The organism is Curtobacterium sp. 18060 (assembly GCF_902706105.1).
Taxonomy (GTDB): Bacteria; Actinomycetota; Actinomycetes; order Actinomycetales; family Microbacteriaceae; genus Curtobacterium.
The window spans coordinates 25,227-42,310 of record NZ_CACSJV010000028.1 but is presented as its reverse complement, the minus strand read 5'-3'; the positions used below and the strand labels follow the sequence as shown (position 1 = coordinate 42,310).

The 17,084-nt window shown below is 71.1% G+C and carries 14 protein-coding genes; 8 read left to right on the top strand and 6 right to left on the bottom strand.

Features of this window, described 5'->3' with window-relative positions; all coding sequences use genetic code 11:
- Positions 1–177 precede the first annotated feature (177 nt).
- Entirely contained in the window at positions 178–1,119 is a 942-nt protein-coding gene (locus GVL05_RS13185) for an aldo/keto reductase (RefSeq protein ID WP_159573392.1), read from the bottom strand.
- A gap of 109 nt (positions 1,120–1,228) precedes the next feature.
- Between GVL05_RS13185 and GVL05_RS13180 the strand changes: the two genes are divergently transcribed.
- The 3 genes from GVL05_RS13180 to GVL05_RS13170 are packed head-to-tail and all read left to right on the top strand — an operon-like array spanning position 1,229 to position 2,676.
- On the top strand, positions 1,229–1,819 hold the full coding sequence (locus GVL05_RS13180; RefSeq protein ID WP_235035976.1) for a TetR family transcriptional regulator: 591 nt from the start codon (positions 1,229–1,231) through the stop codon (positions 1,817–1,819).
- Positions 1,820–1,859: 40 nt separating this feature from the next.
- Positions 1,860–2,273: a VOC family protein gene (locus tag GVL05_RS13175; protein WP_159573391.1), complete on the top strand. Its 414-nt coding sequence runs from the start codon at positions 1,860–1,862 to the stop codon at positions 2,271–2,273.
- Positions 2,274–2,280: 7 nt separating this feature from the next.
- Positions 2,281–2,676, top strand: a complete 396-nt coding sequence (locus GVL05_RS13170) for an arsenate reductase ArsC (RefSeq protein WP_159573390.1) — start codon at positions 2,281–2,283, stop codon at positions 2,674–2,676.
- Positions 2,677–2,680: 4 nt separating this feature from the next.
- On the opposite strand, the gene GVL05_RS13165 is transcribed toward GVL05_RS13170, so the two are convergent.
- Positions 2,681–2,950 (bottom strand): hypothetical protein, encoded by a 270-nt coding sequence (locus GVL05_RS13165; RefSeq protein WP_123294645.1) that lies wholly within the window; start codon positions 2,948–2,950, stop codon positions 2,681–2,683.
- A 98-nt stretch (positions 2,951–3,048) separates the two neighbouring features.
- Between GVL05_RS13165 and GVL05_RS13160 the strand changes: the two genes are divergently transcribed.
- Both GVL05_RS13160 and GVL05_RS13155 read left to right on the top strand, forming a co-directional pair.
- Positions 3,049–3,921: a DUF808 domain-containing protein gene (locus tag GVL05_RS13160; protein ID WP_159573389.1), complete on the top strand. Its 873-nt coding sequence runs from the start codon at positions 3,049–3,051 to the stop codon at positions 3,919–3,921.
- Between the two features lie 119 nt (positions 3,922–4,040).
- Positions 4,041–4,475: a VOC family protein gene (locus GVL05_RS13155; RefSeq protein ID WP_159573388.1), complete on the top strand. Its 435-nt coding sequence runs from the start codon at positions 4,041–4,043 to the stop codon at positions 4,473–4,475.
- 19 nt (positions 4,476–4,494) lie between these two features.
- Here GVL05_RS13155 and GVL05_RS13150 read toward each other — a convergent pair whose 3' ends face one another.
- Positions 4,495–5,448, bottom strand: a complete 954-nt coding sequence (locus tag GVL05_RS13150) for a manganese catalase family protein (RefSeq protein WP_159573387.1) — start codon at positions 5,446–5,448, stop codon at positions 4,495–4,497.
- A gap of 140 nt (positions 5,449–5,588) precedes the next feature.
- Between GVL05_RS13150 and GVL05_RS13145 the strand changes: the two genes are divergently transcribed.
- The 3 genes from GVL05_RS13145 (at position 5,589) to GVL05_RS13135 (ending at position 10,464) form a co-directional block, all read left to right on the top strand.
- Positions 5,589–6,974 carry an FAD-binding oxidoreductase gene (locus tag GVL05_RS13145; RefSeq protein WP_159573386.1) on the top strand — a complete coding sequence of 462 codons (1,386 nt, stop codon included), beginning with the start codon at positions 5,589–5,591 and terminating at the stop codon, positions 6,972–6,974.
- A 279-nt stretch (positions 6,975–7,253) separates the two neighbouring features.
- Positions 7,254–7,934 carry a hypothetical protein gene (locus GVL05_RS13140; protein WP_123353869.1) on the top strand — a complete coding sequence of 227 codons (681 nt, stop codon included), beginning with the start codon at positions 7,254–7,256 and terminating at the stop codon, positions 7,932–7,934.
- Between the two features lie 103 nt (positions 7,935–8,037).
- On the top strand, positions 8,038–10,464 hold the full coding sequence (locus tag GVL05_RS13135; protein WP_159573385.1) for an excinuclease ABC subunit UvrA: 2,427 nt from the start codon (positions 8,038–8,040) through the stop codon (positions 10,462–10,464).
- 293 nt (positions 10,465–10,757) lie between these two features.
- Here GVL05_RS13135 and GVL05_RS13130 read toward each other — a convergent pair whose 3' ends face one another.
- From GVL05_RS13130 to mtnN, 3 genes are all read right to left on the bottom strand, one after another.
- The gene (locus tag GVL05_RS13130; protein ID WP_159573384.1) at positions 10,758–13,859 is read right to left on the bottom strand and encodes a choice-of-anchor G family protein; all 3,102 of its coding nucleotides are present in this window, start codon (positions 13,857–13,859) and stop codon (positions 10,758–10,760) included.
- Between the two features lie 192 nt (positions 13,860–14,051).
- Positions 14,052–16,037: a potassium transporter Kup gene (locus tag GVL05_RS13125; RefSeq protein ID WP_185094282.1), complete on the bottom strand. Its 1,986-nt coding sequence runs from the start codon at positions 16,035–16,037 to the stop codon at positions 14,052–14,054.
- 290 nt (positions 16,038–16,327) lie between these two features.
- Positions 16,328–17,038, bottom strand: coding sequence for a 5'-methylthioadenosine/S-adenosylhomocysteine nucleosidase (gene mtnN, locus GVL05_RS13120; protein WP_159573382.1), 711 nt, complete (start codon positions 17,036–17,038; stop codon positions 16,328–16,330).
- Positions 17,039–17,084 lie beyond the last annotated feature (46 nt).

Genomic DNA, 17,084 nt, shown 5'->3' with positions numbered 1-17,084 from the left:
GCCGCGGCGAGCGCGGCCCTCACCTGGTGGGCCCTGCACGGCGACGGCCGACCGGAGGACGTCGTGGACCGCGCACTCGCCCTGCTCGCCTGAGACGCACCCTGGACACGACCACCGGACGGACGGGAGGCCCGTGGCGGGCGTGCCACGGGCCTCCCGTCCGGCACCCGGCCGGGCTCAGCCCATCGCTCGCTTCCCACGGACGTCGCGCGACAGCGCGTCGATGCGCGCCACCTCGTCGTCAGTGAGCCGCACCGCGGCGGCGGCGACGTTCTCGGCGACGCGTCCGGGGTTGCGCGATCCGGGGATCGGGACCAGGTCGGCGCGCTTCGCCAGGATCCAGGCCAGCGCGAGCTGCGAGAGCGAGACGCCCTTCACATCGGCGATCTCGGTGAGCGCGGCGACGACGGCGACGTTCGCGTCGAAGCGCTCCGGCGCCCACCACTCGAGCTGCTGCCGGATGTCGTCGGCCGCGTAGGCGCTCGCGGGCTGCACGGCACCGCTCAGGAACCCGCGCGCCAGCGGCGAGTACGCGACGACGCCGATGCCGAGCTCGTCGACGAGGGGGAAGAGCGCCTCGGACTCCCGCGAGAAGACGGAGTACTCGGTCTGGAACGCCGAGATCGGGTGGACCGCATGGGCACGGCGGATCTGGTCGGCATCGGTGTTCGACAGGCCGAGGTACCGGACCTTGCCAGCCTGCACGAACTCCTGCATCACGCCGACGACGTCCTCGATCGGGACAGCCGGGTCGTGCACGTGCTGGTAGAGCAGGTCGATCGAGTCGGTGCCGAGGTTCTGCAGGCTGGCGTCCACCACCTGCCGGATGTGCTCCGGTCGGGAGTCCGGTGCGTAGGCCTCGGGCGTGAACCCGAACTTCGTGGCGATCGTCACCTCGTCGCGGATCGGGGCGAGCGCCGCGCCGAGGAGCCGCTCGCCGGTCCCCCAGCCGTACAGCTCGGCCGTGTCGAAGTGCGTGACGCCGAGTTCGTGGGCGTGCCGGATCGCGGCGACCGACTCGGTGTCGTCGCCGGGTCCGTACGCGAACGTGGTACCCATGGCGCCGTAGCCGATGGCGCTGACGGTGAGGCCCTGTCGGCCGAGGGTGCGTTGCTGCATGGTGCCGTCCCTTCGTGACGTGTGGTGGTCATGCGAGTGGCACTGTACGCCACTACTGTCGGAGTCTGACAACTTGGACCGAAGGTGACATCGCGGTACGATCGGCCCCGTGAGCGACGTGCGAACCGGCCTGAGGGACATCACCCGCGATGCCGTCCGCGCGCGCATCGCCGCCGTGGCCCTCGAGCGGTTCGACACCGACGGGTTCGACAACGTCACCGTGGAGCAGGTCGCCGCCGAGGTGGGGATCTCGGCGCGGAGCTTCCACCGGTACTTCCCCGCGAAGGAGGACGCCGTCATCGGCGACCCCGCGCGACACCGGGACGCCCTCGCCGAGGCGTTCCGGTCGCGGTCGACGACCCAACCGGTGTGGCCCGCGCTGCGCGAGGCGTTCGCCGAGATGCTCGAGCGCGGCAGCACCGACGACCCCGAGACCGGTCGACGGTCCGTCCGCGTGATGACGAGCACCGCGTCACTGCGCGCACGGAACCTCGAGAAGCACCAGGCCTGGGCGGACGTCCTGACGCCCCTCGTCGTCGAGCATCTCCACGGGCCCGACGCCGACCTGCGGGCACGGGTCCTCGTGCAGGCAGCCCTCGGTTGCTTCGACGTGGCGATCACCACCTGGGCCACGGGCGACGACCCCGACGCGGCCGCGATCCTGCGACGCGCGTTCGACGGCATCGCACCGAGCGCCTGACGAGCGGACGCGCGCCGTCGTCCAGCGGTATCGTCCGGGCATGAACGTCACCGGACCGTCGCCGTACTTCCAGTTCGCCGGCACCGCCAGGCAGGCCCTCGAGCACTGGCAGGGTGTCTTCGGCGGCGAGGTACAGATCGCGACCTACGCCGACTTCTCACGGACCGACGGCCCCGCCGACGCGGTCGCCCACGGACAGCTCACCGGCGGGCTGCAGCTCTTCGCCGCGGACGCGAGCGAAACCGACGAGCCGTTCGTGGCGACCGGCCTGCTGTTCTCGCTCCTCGGGGCCGAAGAACCCGACGTGCTGCGGCGCTGGTTCGACGCGCTCGCCGAGGGCGGCACGGTCGTCGACGCCCTGCAGCAACGGCCGTGGGGCGACTGGGACGGCACCGTGCGGGACGCGTTCGGCGTCACGTGGCTGATCGGGTTCGAGGCGTCAGCGCTGGGATGATGGGCGCATGACCGACCGCCCCGCCGTCCTGTTCGTGTGCGTCCACAACGCCGGACGCTCCCAGATGGCCGCGGGGTGGCTGCAGCACCTCGCCGGTGACCGCGTCCGGGTGTTCTCCGCCGGCAGCGAGCCCGCCGATCAGGTCAACTCCGTTGCCGTGCAGGCCATGGCCGAGCAGGGCATCGACATCGCCGACGCCCGACCGGCGGTGCTCGAGACCGAGACCGTGCGCGAGTCGGACGTCGTCATCACCATGGGCTGCGGGGACGCCTGCCCGGTGTTCCCCGGCAAGCGGTACGAGGACTGGGACCTCGACGACCCGGCCGGGCTGGGGATCGAGCAGGTCCGCCCGATCCGCGACGACATCCGGATGCGGGTCGAGCGGCTGATCGCGTCCCTGTAGCCGGCTACTGCTGGTCGGACGGCAGCAGCGGCGCCCAGTATGCGTCCGCGCCGTCAGCCTGCACGGCGTCGCGCTCGAACCGGAAGCCGTAGTCGCGCACGAAGTCGAGTGCGGCGGCCTGCTCGTCCTCGGCGTCGTCGTGCGCGGCGTCGAACAGGTACACGCCGTGCCCCATCTTCACGCCCGAGTCGCTGATCACCGTGAGGTCCCAACGCCCTTCCTCGGCGCGTTCGATCCGCACGACGGCGGCCTGTGCAGCGGTGAAGTCAGCCATGGCCTCAGCCTACGGACGGCGCCCCGGCGGCGTTCAGGGTCCGCCGCGCCCACTACGCTGAGCACCGTCACAGGCCCGGACGAGCGGAGAACGAAGTCATGTCAGTCGGATTGCTCGCCGTGGTGGACGACATCCTCTCCGCGGCCCTGAAGGCGAGCGCGAAGACCGCCGGGGTCGTCATCGACGACGCCGCGGTCACTCCGCAGTACGTGCAGGGACTCGCGCCGGCCCGGGAACTGCCGGTCGTCGGGCGCATCGCGCTCGGCAGCCTGTTCAACAAGTTCATCATCATCATCCCGCTGGCGCTGCTGCTCACCGCGTTCGCGCCCTGGGTGCTGCCGTACCTCCTGCTCATCGGCGGGACGTACCTGTGCTTCGAGGGCGCGGAGAAGGTCACCGAGTGGTTCGGTGTCCACCACGGCGCAGGCTCCACCGACTCGGTCACCGAACCGAAGCTCGTGTTCGGCGCCATCCGGACCGACCTCATCCTGAGCACCGAGATCATGCTCATCGCCCTGGCCGGTCTCGACCCCGACCTCGGGCTCTGGCCGACACTCGGTGCACTCATCGTGATCGGGCTCGTCATGACCGCGGTCGTCTACGGCGCGGTGGCCCTGCTGGTGAAGATCGACGACGTCGGTCTGCAGATGATGAAGAACTCGGTCCGCCGGACCCGTCGCACAGGAGCGCGGATCGTGCGGGCGATGCCGACCGTCTTCCGGGTCATCAGCGTCATCGGCACCGTGGCCATGCTCTGGGTGGGCGGGCACCTGGTCATCGCGAACCTCGCCGAGACCTTCTGGCACGGCCCGTACGACCTGCTGCACGCGATCGAGCACGCGATCGAGGCCACGGGCCCGGTCATCACGTGGATCGTCGACACCGCAGTCTCGGCGGTCGCCGGCGTCGTCCTCGGCATGGTCGTCGTGGCGATCGTCCTCGGCATCGGTCGCCTCCGCGGGAAGCACTGACTGACACTTCTGTTCCGGCGTCGGAACACGAGTGTTCCGACGGTGCACGCGTCGAACGACTCGTGGTCCGTCGCATAACGGGTGCGCGCGACCCGCGCCGCGCGCCTACCCTGGCGCGCATGGCAACGGTGCGACAGGTCCAGGTGACGTTCGACTGCGCCGAGCCGGAGCGGGTCGCCCGGTTCTGGTGCGAGGTCCTCGGCTACGAGGTGCCTGCTCCCCCGCCCGGGTTCGACGACTGGCAGGCGTTCAACGCCTCGCTCCCGCCCGAGCACCAGGACTCCGTTTTCGCGTGCGTCGACCCGACGGGCGTCGGGCCGCGGCTGTTCTTCCAGCGGGTTCCCGAGGGCAAGACGGTGAAGAACCGCGTGCACCTGGACGTCCGGGTCGGCACCGGTCTGGTCGGCGAGGAACGTCTCGCAGCGCTCGATGCAGAAAGCGCTCGCCTCGTCGCGCTCGGCGCGACGCAGTTCCGCCGCATGCTCGCGGATCAGGTCAACGAGTCCTGCATCGTGATGCAGGACGTCGAGGGCAACGAGTTCTGCCTCGACTGATCCGCGAGCCCGCGCAGGTTCAGGCCACCGGCCCGTACGTGCTCACCTCGACGGCGTCGAGCTCGAGCTCCGCCGTCTGCTGGATGAGCGCCAGCAGGTCGGCGTCGAGACCGGGAGCGAACTCCTCGAGGCGCTCCAGAGCGATGAACGACGGCACGCCAGCCGGGGCCTGCTCGGTCGCCGTCAGGTCCGTGCCGTCCTTCGACGGGGACGCCCCGCGGAAGATCTTGCCCGCCTCGGACGCCCCGTCGAGGTCGAAGCTGTACTGCTTGCTCTGCAGCCCGAGGTCGAGGAGCTCCTTGACCTCCGGGAACCGCTCGGCGTTCGTCTTCGGGATCGGCAGCAGGGTCTTCCAGTCGACGCCGAGGGTCTCGAGCGCCTTCGCGTAGGCGTTCTCGTGCGCCTGGTCGCGGACGATCAGGTACGCGACGGTGCTGCGGGCGGTGGGGTTGTCCGTCATCTCGTAGATGCGGCACTTCTGCAGCCGACCGGTGGACTCGAGCATCAGGTTGTAGAGCAGGTCGAGCGGCAGGTTGCCGGAGTTGTAGACGTAGCTGCCGCTCCACGGGTTGCCGGCCGCGTCGACCGGCAGGGCACCCTGGGCGCCGACCAGGTAGTGGTGGATGTTGCTCGTGTCGAGCGCGATGTTGAGCGGCGTCGCACCCTTCGCGCCCGGCTTGTCGAGCGGGTCGGTGAGCTTGCCGGTGTACTCGGGCGAGCCGTCGAGCAGGCGGGAGATCGTGGTGCCGATGAGCTCGACGTGGCTGATCTCCTCGGTGCCGACGCCCTGGATGAGGTCGCGGTACGGCTTCGCCGCCGGGCCGCGGAAGTTCATCGCTTGGAACAGGTACTGCATCATCGTGCGCATCTCGCCGAACTGCCCGCCGAGCCCTTCCTGCAGGGCGTTGGCCGCTGCCGGGTCGGGCTCGCCGTCGGCGATCTCGTTGATCCAGGTCTGTGCGTGGAAGTACACGGGGCCTCCTTGCTCACCGCGACGGATCCGCCGCGTGCCTCACCGTCGTCCGGCGTCCCTGGCAGGCGACACGGGTCGTCCACTCAGCGCGGTATCGTCGTCGGCGCCGCACCGCCGCGCCCGGAAGGACCCCCGAACCGATGACCGTCAGTCACGCCGTCGACACAGCCGCCCTCGACGACCTGCTCGAGCCGGACCAGGTCCTCCGCGACCCGGCGTCGCTCGAGCGGTACCGCCACGACGACGCCGAGTGGGCCGACTCCACCGCACCGCTCGCCGTCGTCCTCGCACGCAGCACCGACGACGTCGTCGCCACCGTCCGGTGGGCGGCAGCCGCCGGCGTGCGGGTCGTGCCGCGCGGCGCCGGAACCGGGCTGTCCGGCGGGGCGAACGCGATGGCCGGATCGGTCGTCCTGTCCCTCGAGCTGATGGACGCGGTGCTCGAGGTGGACACCGACGAGCGCTACGCCGTCGCCCAGCCCGGTGTGGTCAACGACGCACTGCGCGCCGCCGTCGCGGAACACGGACTCTGGTACCCGCCGGACCCGGCGAGCTCGGCCATCTCGACGATCGGCGGCAACGTCGCGACGAACGCGGGCGGGATCTGCTGCGTGAAGTACGGCGTCACCCGCGACTACGTGCTCGGGATGACCGTGGTGCTGGCAGACGGTTCCGTCGTGGAGCTCGGACGCCGCACGGCGAAGGGCGTCGCCGGGTACGACCTGGCCGGCCTGATGGTCGGGTCCGAGGGCACGCTCGGCATCGTCGTGTCGGTCACCGTCAAGCTACTCCCCCTTGCCGGACGCGACGAACGTGCTGTGATCGGGTACTTCCCCTCGCTCAGCGCCGCCGGGGACGCCGTCGCCGCGATCTCGCGTGCCGGGATCATCCCCGCCGCACTCGAGATCGTGGACCGGACCTGCCTGCGGGCCGTCGACGACTGGATGCACCTCGGGCTGCCGTCCGACGTCGACACCCTGCTGCTGGCCCGGGTCGACGAGCGTGGTGCCGCGGGGGACGAGCTCGCCGACCAGGTCGCAGCCGTCTTCGCGCAGGCCGGCGGCACCGACGTCGAGCGCGCCACGGACCCCGACGACATCGACCGGCTGTTCCAGGCACGGCGACTCGCGTACCCGGCACTCGAGCGGCTCGGACCGGTGCTCACCGAGGACATCTGCGTGCCCCGCAGCGCGGTGCCCGAGATGCTCCGACGGATCCAGGCGACTGCGGCGGCGCACGACGTCACCATCGCGAACATCGCGCACGCCGGCGACGGCAACCTGCACCCGCTGATCATCGCTCCCGAGGGCGACGAGGCCGCGAAGGCCCGCGCGAAGCAGGCGTTCGACCAGATCGTCGCGGACTGCCTGGCACTCGGCGGCACCGTCACGGGTGAGCACGGTGTCGGCCTGCTCAAGCTGCCGGGCCTGCGGCAGGAGCTGGGCGAGCGGGTCCTTGCGATGCACCGTGCCGTCAAGGAAGCCCTGGACCCGGAGGGCACCCTGAATCCCGGCAAGGCGTTCTGAACCCACGTGGACGACGGACGGGAGGCCCGGTGCCAGCTGGCACCGGGCCTCCCGTCCGTCGTCTGGTCGCGTCCAGGGCGCGAAGGTCACAGACCGGTAACGAGGACAGATCGGTCCAAACCTTTTGCCGGAGGCCCCCGAATCACCTGCACAGACCGGGAACCACCCGGAGCGCTCACCAGCCGCACATTGCTGGTTCTCCACCCTGCACCAGGGTGTGTTCGGCGCGCACACAGCAGCCGCGCCGAGCGCGACACCTCAGCAAAGGAAACGATCACCATGCGCAAGAGCCTGAAGACCTCCATCACCCTCGCCACGACCGGCGCCCTCGTGCTCGGCGGTGCCGCGTTCGGCATCTCCTCCGCCCAGGCCTCGACCCCGGCGATCCACACGGTCTCGTCGTCGTCGTCGAAGATCCCCGCACCGGTCGCCTCGGTCCCCGAGGTCCTCGGTGGTTCCACCGCCGTGAAGCTCGACTCCGGCTTCACCGACGCCCTCACCGCCCTCAAGCTCACCCCCGGCGTCTCGGGAGATGCGACCCTCGCGGACGGGTCGGTGTCGTTCCCGATCACCGCCGGGTCGGTCACGTACTGGTCGCCGGACGGCAACTACAAGCCCTACGTGCAGGGCCTGCTCAACCACGACGACTCCGGCCTCACCCTCAAGGCCGGCGACACCACCGTCACGCTCGAGAACTTCGTCGTCAACCCGGGCTCCTCCAAGCTCTACGGTGACGTCCTGGTCAACGGCAAGGTCGCCGCGTCCAACGCGTACCTGTTCGAGCTCTGGGGCGGCTCCCTCAAGCCCCTCCAGCTCGAGGGCGACAACGCCATCCTGACCGGCACCACCGTCCACGTCTCCGAAGACGCCGCCGGCCTGCTGAACAAGACCTTCGGCACCGACGCCGTCAAGCGCGGCCTCCTCGTCGGCACCGCCACCATCACCGCACAGATCAAGTAACACCCCGCACCACACGCAGCACCGCACCACACGTGAAGGGCCGCCCCGGGCAACCGGGACGGCCCTTCACCACGTTCAGCAGCACCCGCTTACCATCGAGCAGATGCCCGCTCCCCGCTCGACCGTGTCCGACGACCAACCGGGGCCCGACGACTTCATCCGCGTCCGCGGCGCCCGTGAGCACAACCTGCAGGACGTCGACGTGGACATCCCGCGCAACCGCATCGTCGCCTTCACCGGCGTCTCCGGCTCCGGCAAGTCCTCGCTCGCGTTCGGCACGGTGTTCGCCGAGGCACAACGCCGCTTCCTCGAGTCCGTCGCTCCCTACGCCCGACGGCTCATCGCGCAGGGGTCGACGCCGCACGTCGAGTCGATCACCGGCTTGCCACCCGCCGTGGCCCTGCAGCAGCGCCGCGGTGCCCCGAGCAGCCGTTCGACCGTCGGCACGCTGACGACCCTGTCGAACTCGATGCGCATGCTGTTCTCGCGGGCCGGCACGTACCCGTCCGGCGTCGACCGGCTCGAGTCCGACTCGTTCTCGCCGAACACCGTGGCCGGGGCCTGCCCGCGCTGCCACGGACTCGGCATCGCCCACGAGGTCACCGAGGCCTCGGCCGTCCACGACCCGTCGTTGAGCATCCGCGATGGCGCGATCACCGCGTGGCCCGGGGCGTGGCAGGGCAAGAACCTGCGCGACGTCACGGCGGTGCTCGGCTACGACATCGACGTGCCGTGGCGTGAGCTCTCCCGACAGGACCGCGACTGGTTGCTGTTCACCGAGGAACAGCCCGTCGTCCAGGTCCACCCGAAGCGCGACCGCGTCGCGAAGCCGTACAAGGGGCGGTTCTGGAGCGCACGCCAGTTCGTGATGCACACCCTCGCCGACTCGCAGAGCGAGACGCAGCGGACCAAGGTGCTGCAGTTCGTCGAGTCGGGTCCGTGCGGCCTCTGCGGCGGGACCGGCCTGACCCGGGCCGCGCTCGCGGTGACGGTCGGCGGCCACTCGATCGCCGACCTGAACGGCCTGCCGCTCACGGCGCTGGCAGACGTCCTGCGCCCGATCGCCACCATCACGGACGCCAGCGCTGCCACCTCACGCGCCTCGTCCGGCGAGCACACCGAGGTCGCGGTCGCGATCTCGCGCGACCTGCTCACACGGGTCGAGGTGCTCGTCGGCCTGGGCCTCGGGTACCTCGCGCTCGACCGGGCCACCCCGACCCTCTCCCCCGGCGAGACGCAGCGCCTGCGCATCGCGACGCAACTGCGCTCCGGCCTGTTCGGTGTCGTCTACGTGCTCGACGAACCGAGCGCTGGCCTGCACCCGGCCGACGCCGAGTCCCTGGTCGAGGTCCTCGACGACCTGCGTGCCGGCGGCAACAGCGTCTTCGTCGTCGAGCACGACATGAGCATCGTGCGGCGGGCGGACTGGATCGTCGACGTCGGCCCGGGTGCCGGGTCCGGCGGGGGCACCGTCCTGTACAGCGGCCCCGTCGACGGTCTCGCCGACGTCGAGGCATCGGTCACCCGACGGTTCCTGAACCCGCGCGACCGTGCCGACGGTGAGCGCACCGTCCGGACGCCCGTCGGGACCCTCGAACTGCGCGACCTGACCCTGCACAACCTGCAAGACCTGGACGTCGACCTGCCGCTCGGGGTGCTCACCGCGGTCACCGGCGTCAGCGGCTCCGGCAAGTCGTCACTCGTCGGCGGGGTCCTGCCCGGCGTCGCGACGTCGCACCCGCTCGTCGACCGCGTCGTGCAGGTCGACCAGAAGCCGATCGGCCGCACCCCGCGTTCGAACCTCGCCACCTACACCGGGCTCTTCGACGCCGTGCGTGCCGCGTTCGCCGCGACCGACGACGCGAAGGCCCGCGACTGGACCGCCAGCCGGTTCTCGTTCAACGTGGCCGGCGGCCGGTGCGAGGTGTGCCAGGGCGAGGGCTCGGTGTCGGTCGAGCTCCTGTTCCTGCCGGGCAGCTGGGCGCCCTGCCCGGAGTGCCACGGTGCGCGCTACAACGACGAGACGCTCGAGGTGCAGTGGGACGGGGCGTCGATCGCCGACATCCTGGGCATGACCGTCGACCAGGCTGCCCCCTTCCTGGCGTCGCTGCCGGCCGCTGCCCGCGGGCTCGAGGCCCTGCGCCAGGTCGGCCTCGGCTACCTGCGGCTCGGACAGCCCGCACCGGAGCTGTCCGGCGGCGAGGCCCAGCGCATCAAGCTCGCGACCGAACTGCAACGCGCGCGCACCGGGCACACGCTCTACCTGCTCGACGAACCGACGACGGGCCTGCACCCCGCCGACGTCGAGCTGCTGACCGCACAGCTCGCACGCCTCACTGACGCCGGCAACACCGTCGTCGTGGTCGAGCACGCCATGGACGTCGTCGCGAGTGCGGACCACGTCATCGACATGGGGCCCTCCGGCGGCGAGGACGGCGGACGCGTCGTCGCCACCGGCACCCCCGCCCAGGTCGCGGCGTCCGCCGAGAGCCGGACTGCACCCTACCTGCGGGAGCAGCTCGGGCTCTGATCGCGCGCACCCGCGGACGGGAGGCCCGTGGCGGGCTGGCACCGCGCCTCCCGTCCGCCGGTGCGTGTGCATGTTCCGACGTTCCACGCGTCGATCAACCGGTGCCCTGTCGCATGATGCTCACGCATCTGCTGCGTGTGCATGTTCCGACGTTCCACGCGTCGATCAACCGGTGCCCCGTCGCATGATGCACACGCATGCACCGCACACGCACACGCACACGCACGCAGGCTCGCACGCTCGCAACAGCGCCCGCCGGGACGGATCCCGACGGGCGCTGCTGGTGGTGCGGACTAGGCCCGACGGAAGCGGCGGGCGATGGTGAGCCCGACGCCCGCGAGCATCAGCAGGATCGCGAAGGCGATCACCGGCGCCGGGTCGCTACCGGTGTAGGCGAGCGTCCCGTTCGGGCCGGCACCACCCGCGCCACCGGTGCCGGCGGTTGCCAGGCGGACGGTGAACGTCACCGGGTCGGACGCCGCCGAGGTGCCGTCTGCGCCGGTCTGGGTGGCGGTGATGGTCACCGTTCCCGGGCCGAAGCCGACGATCGGGGTGCACTTCCAGGTGCCGTCGGCCGCGACGACCGCGGTGCAGACGACGACCGTGCCGTCGGTGACCGTGACGGTCGCGCCGGGCTGACCGGTGCCGGTGATCGGCGGGTTGGGCGTCGTGACGGTGCCACCGTCCGTCGGCGAGGTGATCACCGGCGGCGGGGTCGTCGTGGTCGACGCGGGGTTGTAGGTGTAGACCAGCGGGTCGGACGTGCCACCCGGGGTCGTCACCGTGACCTCGACGTCACCGGCAGCGTGCGCCGGGGTCGTGAAGGTGAGCGTCGTGCCGTCCGCCGACACGCTGTCCGGCGTGATCGGGTCGGAACCGTCCACCGAGACCGTGGAGTCGTCGGTGAAACCGGTGCCCGTGACGGTCACGACCGTGCCACCCGCGGCCGGACCGTTGTCGGGGTCCAGCGCGGAGATCGTCGGGACCGCGGCCGGGGCCGGGTTGTACGTGTACGGCAGCGGCGCCGAGGTGCCGGAGCCGTTGGTGACGGTCACGGGGACCGCACCGGCGGTGTGTGCCGGCGTCGTGAACGTCAGCTCGGTGCCGTCGTCCGACACGCTGTCCGGCGTGATCGGGTCGGAACCGTCCACCGAGACCGTCGAGTCGTCGGCGAAGCCCGTGCCGGAGACCGTGACGACCGTGCCACCGGTGACCGGACCGTTGTCGGGGTCAAGCGCCGTCAGCGTCGGAGCCCCGGCGGGTGCCGGGTTGTAGGTGTACGTCAGCGGGTCCGAGGTCCCTGCATCGGTCGTGACCGTCACGTCGACGGGACCGGCGACGTGCGCCGGGGTCGTGAACGTCAGCTCGGTGCCGTCGTCGGAGACCGACTCCGGGTCGATCGGGTCGGACCCGTCGACCGAGACGGTCGCGTCGTCGGTGAACCCGGTGCCCGTGATGGTGACGAGCGTGCCTCCGCCGACCGGCCCGTTGTCGGGGTCGAGCGTCGTGAGCGTGGGTACCGCTGCGGGAGCCGGGTTGTACGTGTAGTCGAGCGGGTCGGATTCACCGGCGGGCGTGGTGACCGTGACGTCGACCGTCCCGGCGTCGTGCGCCGGCGTCGTGAAGGTCAGCTCGGTGCCGTCGTCCGAGACGGAGTCCGCCGCGATCGGGTCGGAACCGTCGACCGACACCGTGGCGTCGTCCGTGAAGCCCGTCCCGGTGACGGTGACGACCGTGCCACCGGCGACCGGCCCGTTGTCCGGGTCGAGCGTCGTGATGGTCGGGACCGCGGCCGCGTCGTCGGTGTAGGTGAAGTCGAGCGGGTCGGATTCACCGGCGGGCGTCGTGACGGTGACGTCGACCGTGCCGACGACGTGCGCCGGCGTGGTGAACGTCAGCTCGGTGCCGTCGTCCGAGACGGAGTCCGCCTCGATCGGGTCGGAACCGTCGACCGACACCGTGGCGTCGTCCGTGAAACCGGTCCCCGTGACGGTGACGACCGTGCCACCGGCGACCGGCCCATTGTCCGGGTCGAGCGTCGTGATGGTCGGGACCGCGAGCGGACCGGCGTTCGGACCGACCGCAGCCGAGGCGAGGTTGACGACGGCGGTCCCGGCGTCCGGCACCAGTGCGACGCGCAGGGCACGCTGGGTGAAGACGCCGTCGGCGCTGGTCTCCTGCACGTTGGCCTGCAACGACACGACGGTCGTCAGGGCGTTGGCGAGGGGCGTGATGACCGTCTCACCGAGGCCAGCGACGACCTGGTTGATCGGGGCGACGACCTGCGCGATGACGGGGTTCACGACGTCGAGGAGCTGACCGATCGGCAGCGGGAGCCCCGCCACCGTGACGGTGAGCCCGCGGAGCGACTGGGTGAGCTGGGTCACGACCCCCTGCAGCGCGGTGGTGACCGCCGGCAGGAGCTGGGTCGTGAGTGCCTCCGTGATGTACGGCAGCAGCTCGGTGTTCGCCGGCAGGTTGTTGATGTCCAGGCCGGCGTTCGTCAGCACTGCGGCGACGTCGACCGTGATCGCACCGGTCTGCAGGTTCGCCGTGATCGAGCCGTCGGCGCTGGTGACGTCGCCGGTGGCCGAGTCGAGCACCGTGACGAGGTCGGGCAGGCCCTGGACCTGCACGAGCGGGCCGAGCGCGTTCAGGGTGTCCTCGACGCCGTCGACAGTCGGCTGGAGCGTGCCGAGGGTGGTGCGGAGCCCGGAGACGGTGGTGCCGAGCGCGGGGCTCGTCAGCGACAGGTCGAGTCCGGCGATGCCGTAGTCGCCCGTCTGCGCACCGTCCGGGCCGGCTGCCTGCGCAGCGGTGGCCGACACGGCGCCGACCTCGAGCTGGGCGTTGGCGAGCGAGCCCGCCAGGTCGGAGCCGATGAGCCCCGACAGGTCGAGCGTGGCGTTGGACTGCGGGACGCCGTCCTGGCCGCCGATGCCGATCCCGCCGGTGTTCGTCACCGCACCGGACGCGGCGACGGAGCTGCCGTCGGCGTTGGCGGCGGCGTACTGGTTGACGGCACCGAGGGTGAGGATGCCGTTGTTCCCGAGCAGGTTGAGGCCCCCGCCCAGGTTGACGTTGACCGCGTTGAGTGCGGTGACGTCGAGCGGGTGGACGTCGGTGTCCGTGGCCCCACCGGTGTTGACCGCGTCCGCCGGGGTCACGGTGAGGATGTCGTCGAGGTTCAACCCGAGCGCGGAGCCGCTGAGGAAGCGCCCCTGCCCGGTCGACGCGACGGGCGCTGCCGTCGCGGGGGCGGCGGCGAGGATGCTGCCGCCGGCGCCGAGGAGGGCTGCGGTGACGATCGCGACGCCCTTGCTCCGGCCTGACCATCGGGTGAAAGTGGACGCCCGTGGGTCTTTCTGGGCGCGCTCGAGTACTCCAAGCCTCATGTGGCTTCGCTCCTGATCCTGGTGCTGGTCCGGCAGTTGGTGATGCTGCCTGCAGCTGTGGTGTGGTTCCGATGAGCGTAGCCCTGAACGGGTGCACAAGACCATCACCCCCGAACGGGGGCCTGCGCTCTGCGGATGCGGATGCCGATGCAGAACGCCGGAGCACGACGCGGTCAGATCTCGACGACGCGGTCAGATCTCGACGTCGCTGCCCATCGTCACGGTGCGCTGCGCGGGGAGCCCGAAGCGTGCTGCGGGGTCGGCGGCGTTGTGCGCGAGTCCGACGAAGAGCTTCTTCCGCCAGGCCACCATCCCCCGGTTGCCGGGCATCGGACGGAGGGCCCCGCGGGAGATGAAGTAGGACGCTCGGAGCACTTCCTCCGGGTCGATGTCCAGGACCTCGGCCAGGCAGGCGGCGTGCAGGGCCTTCGGCAGGTCCTGGTCGTCCGAGAACCCGAACTTCACCGTGATGTGGTCGATGCCGTCGTCCTCGTAGCCGAGGTCGTCGCGGAAGAACGCCTTCGCGTGTGGGACGTGCGGCACGTTGGCGGTGAGCACCGAGACGATCAGGACGGTCCGGTGCACGACGTGGTTGTGCTCGACGTTGGCCCGGAGCGCGAGCGGCGTGGTCTCCTTGTTCGGGTGCGGGAAGACCGCCACCCCGGGCACCCGCGGGATGTGCTCGTGGTTGATGCGGTCGATGAAGTCGGCGAGCGACCCTTCGCGCTCCTTGCGTTCCTCCTGCACGAGCGCCCGGCCACGGCGCCACGTCGTCATCACGGTGATCACCGCCAGTGCGATGAGGAGCGGCACCCAACCGCCGTGGATGATCTTCGACAGGTTGCCGGCGAGGAAGGTCAGCTCGAGGCCGCCGAACGCCACCGCCGCGACCACGAGCTTCCAGGTCGCCCACTTCCACAGCGGACGGACGACGAGCAGGAGCAGGAGCGTGTCGACGACCAGGGCTCCGGTGACGGACACCCCGTACGCGGTGGCCAGGTTCGCTGACGACCGGAACGCGAGCATGATCGCGAGCACGCCGATGAACAGCAGCAGGTTCACCGCGGGCAGGTAGATCTGCCCGCTCTCCCGCCGCGAGGTCTGCCGGATCGTGAGCGGCGGCAACAGCCCGAGCTGGACCGCCTGCCGGGTGAGCGAGAACGCCCCGGAGATGACGGCCTGGCTCGCGATCACCGTCGCGAGCGTCGCCAGCACCACCACGGGCAACCGCAGCGCGTCCGGGAACAGCAGGAAGAACGGGTCCTTCGCCGCCGACGGGTCGCGCAGCACCAGCGACGCCTGCCCGAGGTAGTTGAGGACGAGCGCCGGGAACACCACGAAGAACCAGGCCTTCAGGATCGGCGACCGTCCGAAGTGCCCCATGTCGGCGTAGAGCGCCTCCGCACCGGTGATCACGAGCACCACCGCCCCCATCGCCACGAACGTGATGTACGGGTGCGCGAAGGCGAACGAGATCGCCCACGTCGGCGAGAGGCCCTGCAGGACGCCGGGGTGCTCGAGGATGTGCGGGACGCCGGCGGCGGCGATCACGACGAACCAGAGCAGCATCACCGGGCCGAACAGGTTGCCGACCTTGCCGGTGCCGAAGCGCTGCACCGCGAACAGCACGACCAGGATGACCGCGGCGATCGGCACGATCAGGTGCTCGACGGACGGCGCCGCGGTGCCGAGCCCCTCGACCGCGGACAGCACCGACACGGCCGGGGTGATCACGGAGTCGCCGTAGAAGAGCGAGACCCCGACGATGCCGATCACGAGGAAGATCACCGCACCACCGCGACGCTTCGCGTAGAGCCGGCGGGCCAGGGCGGCGAGCGCCATCACCCCGCCCTCGCCGTCGTTGTCGGCGCGCATCAGGATCAGCACGTACTTGATCGAGACGATGATCGTGATGCTCCAGAACATCATCGAGATGACGCCGTAGACGTCTTCCTGGTTCGCCTTCACCAGGCCGTCGTCGATCGTGAACACGGTGCGCAGGGCGTAGAGCGGACTCGTCCCGATGTCGCCGAACACGACACCGAGTGCGGCGAGCGCCAGGACGGCGACGCCCTTGCGCGGGCCGTGGCCACCATCGTCGGTGGCCTCGGTCGTGGGGGTGGTGTGGTCCGTCGGCTTCGACGGTTCCGTCGGGGTCTCGGAGCGGGTCTCGGTCACGCTCGGCACTTCCGTCTCCGGCCGTCCGGGCGACGGCCGCCGCTCATCATCGCACCGTGCGCGGGATGCGCTCGCAGGTGGCGCACATGCGTGCGCACCGTGGCTCTCGACGTGCGCCGGGGGCGGACGGGAGGCCCGTGGCGGGCCCGCACCGCGCCTCCCGTCCGACGGCGGCCGGGCCCACATCCGCGAAAGCGACAGCGTGCCGCGAACTGTTCGCGGAGATGTGTCGCGATGCCGGACCGGACGGTGCCCCGTGCCGCAGGATTGTCGCTTTCGCGGGCCGGGTCTCAGGGACGCAGGCCGCGCACCAGGTCGTGGACCACGCGGGCGGCCCGCGCCGCGGCGCCGTCCAGGTGCTCGCGGAACTCGGCACCGTCGGGGGCGCAGAGGTCGCTGATGCAGCGGACCGACACGAACGGCATGTCGTGCACGTGGGCGAACTGGGCGATGGCGGCCGACTCCATGTCGACCGCGGCCACGTCGGGGAAGGCGTCGCGGAGCGTCCGGGCGCGGCCCTCGGTGACGAAGACCTCGCTCGAGCCGATCGTCGCCGAGCGCAGCGGCCAGGCGATGTCGGCGGCCATCGCCAGGTCCACCAGTCGGGCGTCCGGGGCGTACCCGGTCGGCATCCCGGGCACCTGGCCGAGGGCGTAGCCGAACGCCGTGGCGTCCGCGTTGAGGTTGACGTACCGGTCGCCGACGACGACGTCACCGATCGCGATGCCGTGCATGAGGCCGCCGGCGGTCCCGACGCTGATCACGGGGATGCCGGGTCCGAAGTCGTGGAAGCCGTGTGCGACGGCCGCCGTCGCGTTCGTGAAGCCGATGCCGCTGCGGCGGACGGCGACGGTGGCGCCGCCGATGTCGAGCAGCTGGTGCGGGTCGTGGCCACCGACGGGGCCGTCGAGGATCGGGACCCCGCCGAACAGGTCGGCGAAGGCGGAGACCTCTTCGCTCATGGCCGCGATGATGATCGCGACGGGCGTCTGTTCCTGCACTGATCGATCCTCGCACGGCGAGGACGCGACGGTTGCCAGCGACGGC

What these genes read in the sequence shown, in the direction of transcription:
- GVL05_RS13185 (WP_159573392.1), bottom strand. Translation starts at nt 1,119, where the DNA reads ATGCAGCAACGCACCCTCGGCCGACAGGGCCTCACCGTCAGCGCCATC.
- GVL05_RS13160 (WP_159573389.1), top strand. Translation starts at nt 3,049, where the DNA reads ATGTCAGTCGGATTGCTCGCCGTGGTGGACGACATCCTCTCCGCGGCC.
- GVL05_RS13130 (WP_159573384.1), bottom strand. Translation starts at nt 13,859, where the DNA reads ATGAGGCTTGGAGTACTCGAGCGCGCCCAGAAAGACCCACGGGCGTCC.
- GVL05_RS13170 (WP_159573390.1), top strand. Translation starts at nt 2,281, where the DNA reads ATGACCGACCGCCCCGCCGTCCTGTTCGTGTGCGTCCACAACGCCGGA.
- GVL05_RS13145 (WP_159573386.1), top strand. Translation starts at nt 5,589, where the DNA reads ATGACCGTCAGTCACGCCGTCGACACAGCCGCCCTCGACGACCTGCTC.
- GVL05_RS13175 (WP_159573391.1), top strand. Translation starts at nt 1,860, where the DNA reads ATGAACGTCACCGGACCGTCGCCGTACTTCCAGTTCGCCGGCACCGCC.
- GVL05_RS13155 (WP_159573388.1), top strand. Translation starts at nt 4,041, where the DNA reads ATGGCAACGGTGCGACAGGTCCAGGTGACGTTCGACTGCGCCGAGCCG.
- GVL05_RS13135 (WP_159573385.1), top strand. Translation starts at nt 8,038, where the DNA reads ATGCCCGCTCCCCGCTCGACCGTGTCCGACGACCAACCGGGGCCCGAC.
- GVL05_RS13165 (WP_123294645.1), bottom strand. Translation starts at nt 2,950, where the DNA reads ATGGCTGACTTCACCGCTGCACAGGCCGCCGTCGTGCGGATCGAACGC.
- GVL05_RS13140 (WP_123353869.1), top strand. Translation starts at nt 7,254, where the DNA reads ATGCGCAAGAGCCTGAAGACCTCCATCACCCTCGCCACGACCGGCGCC.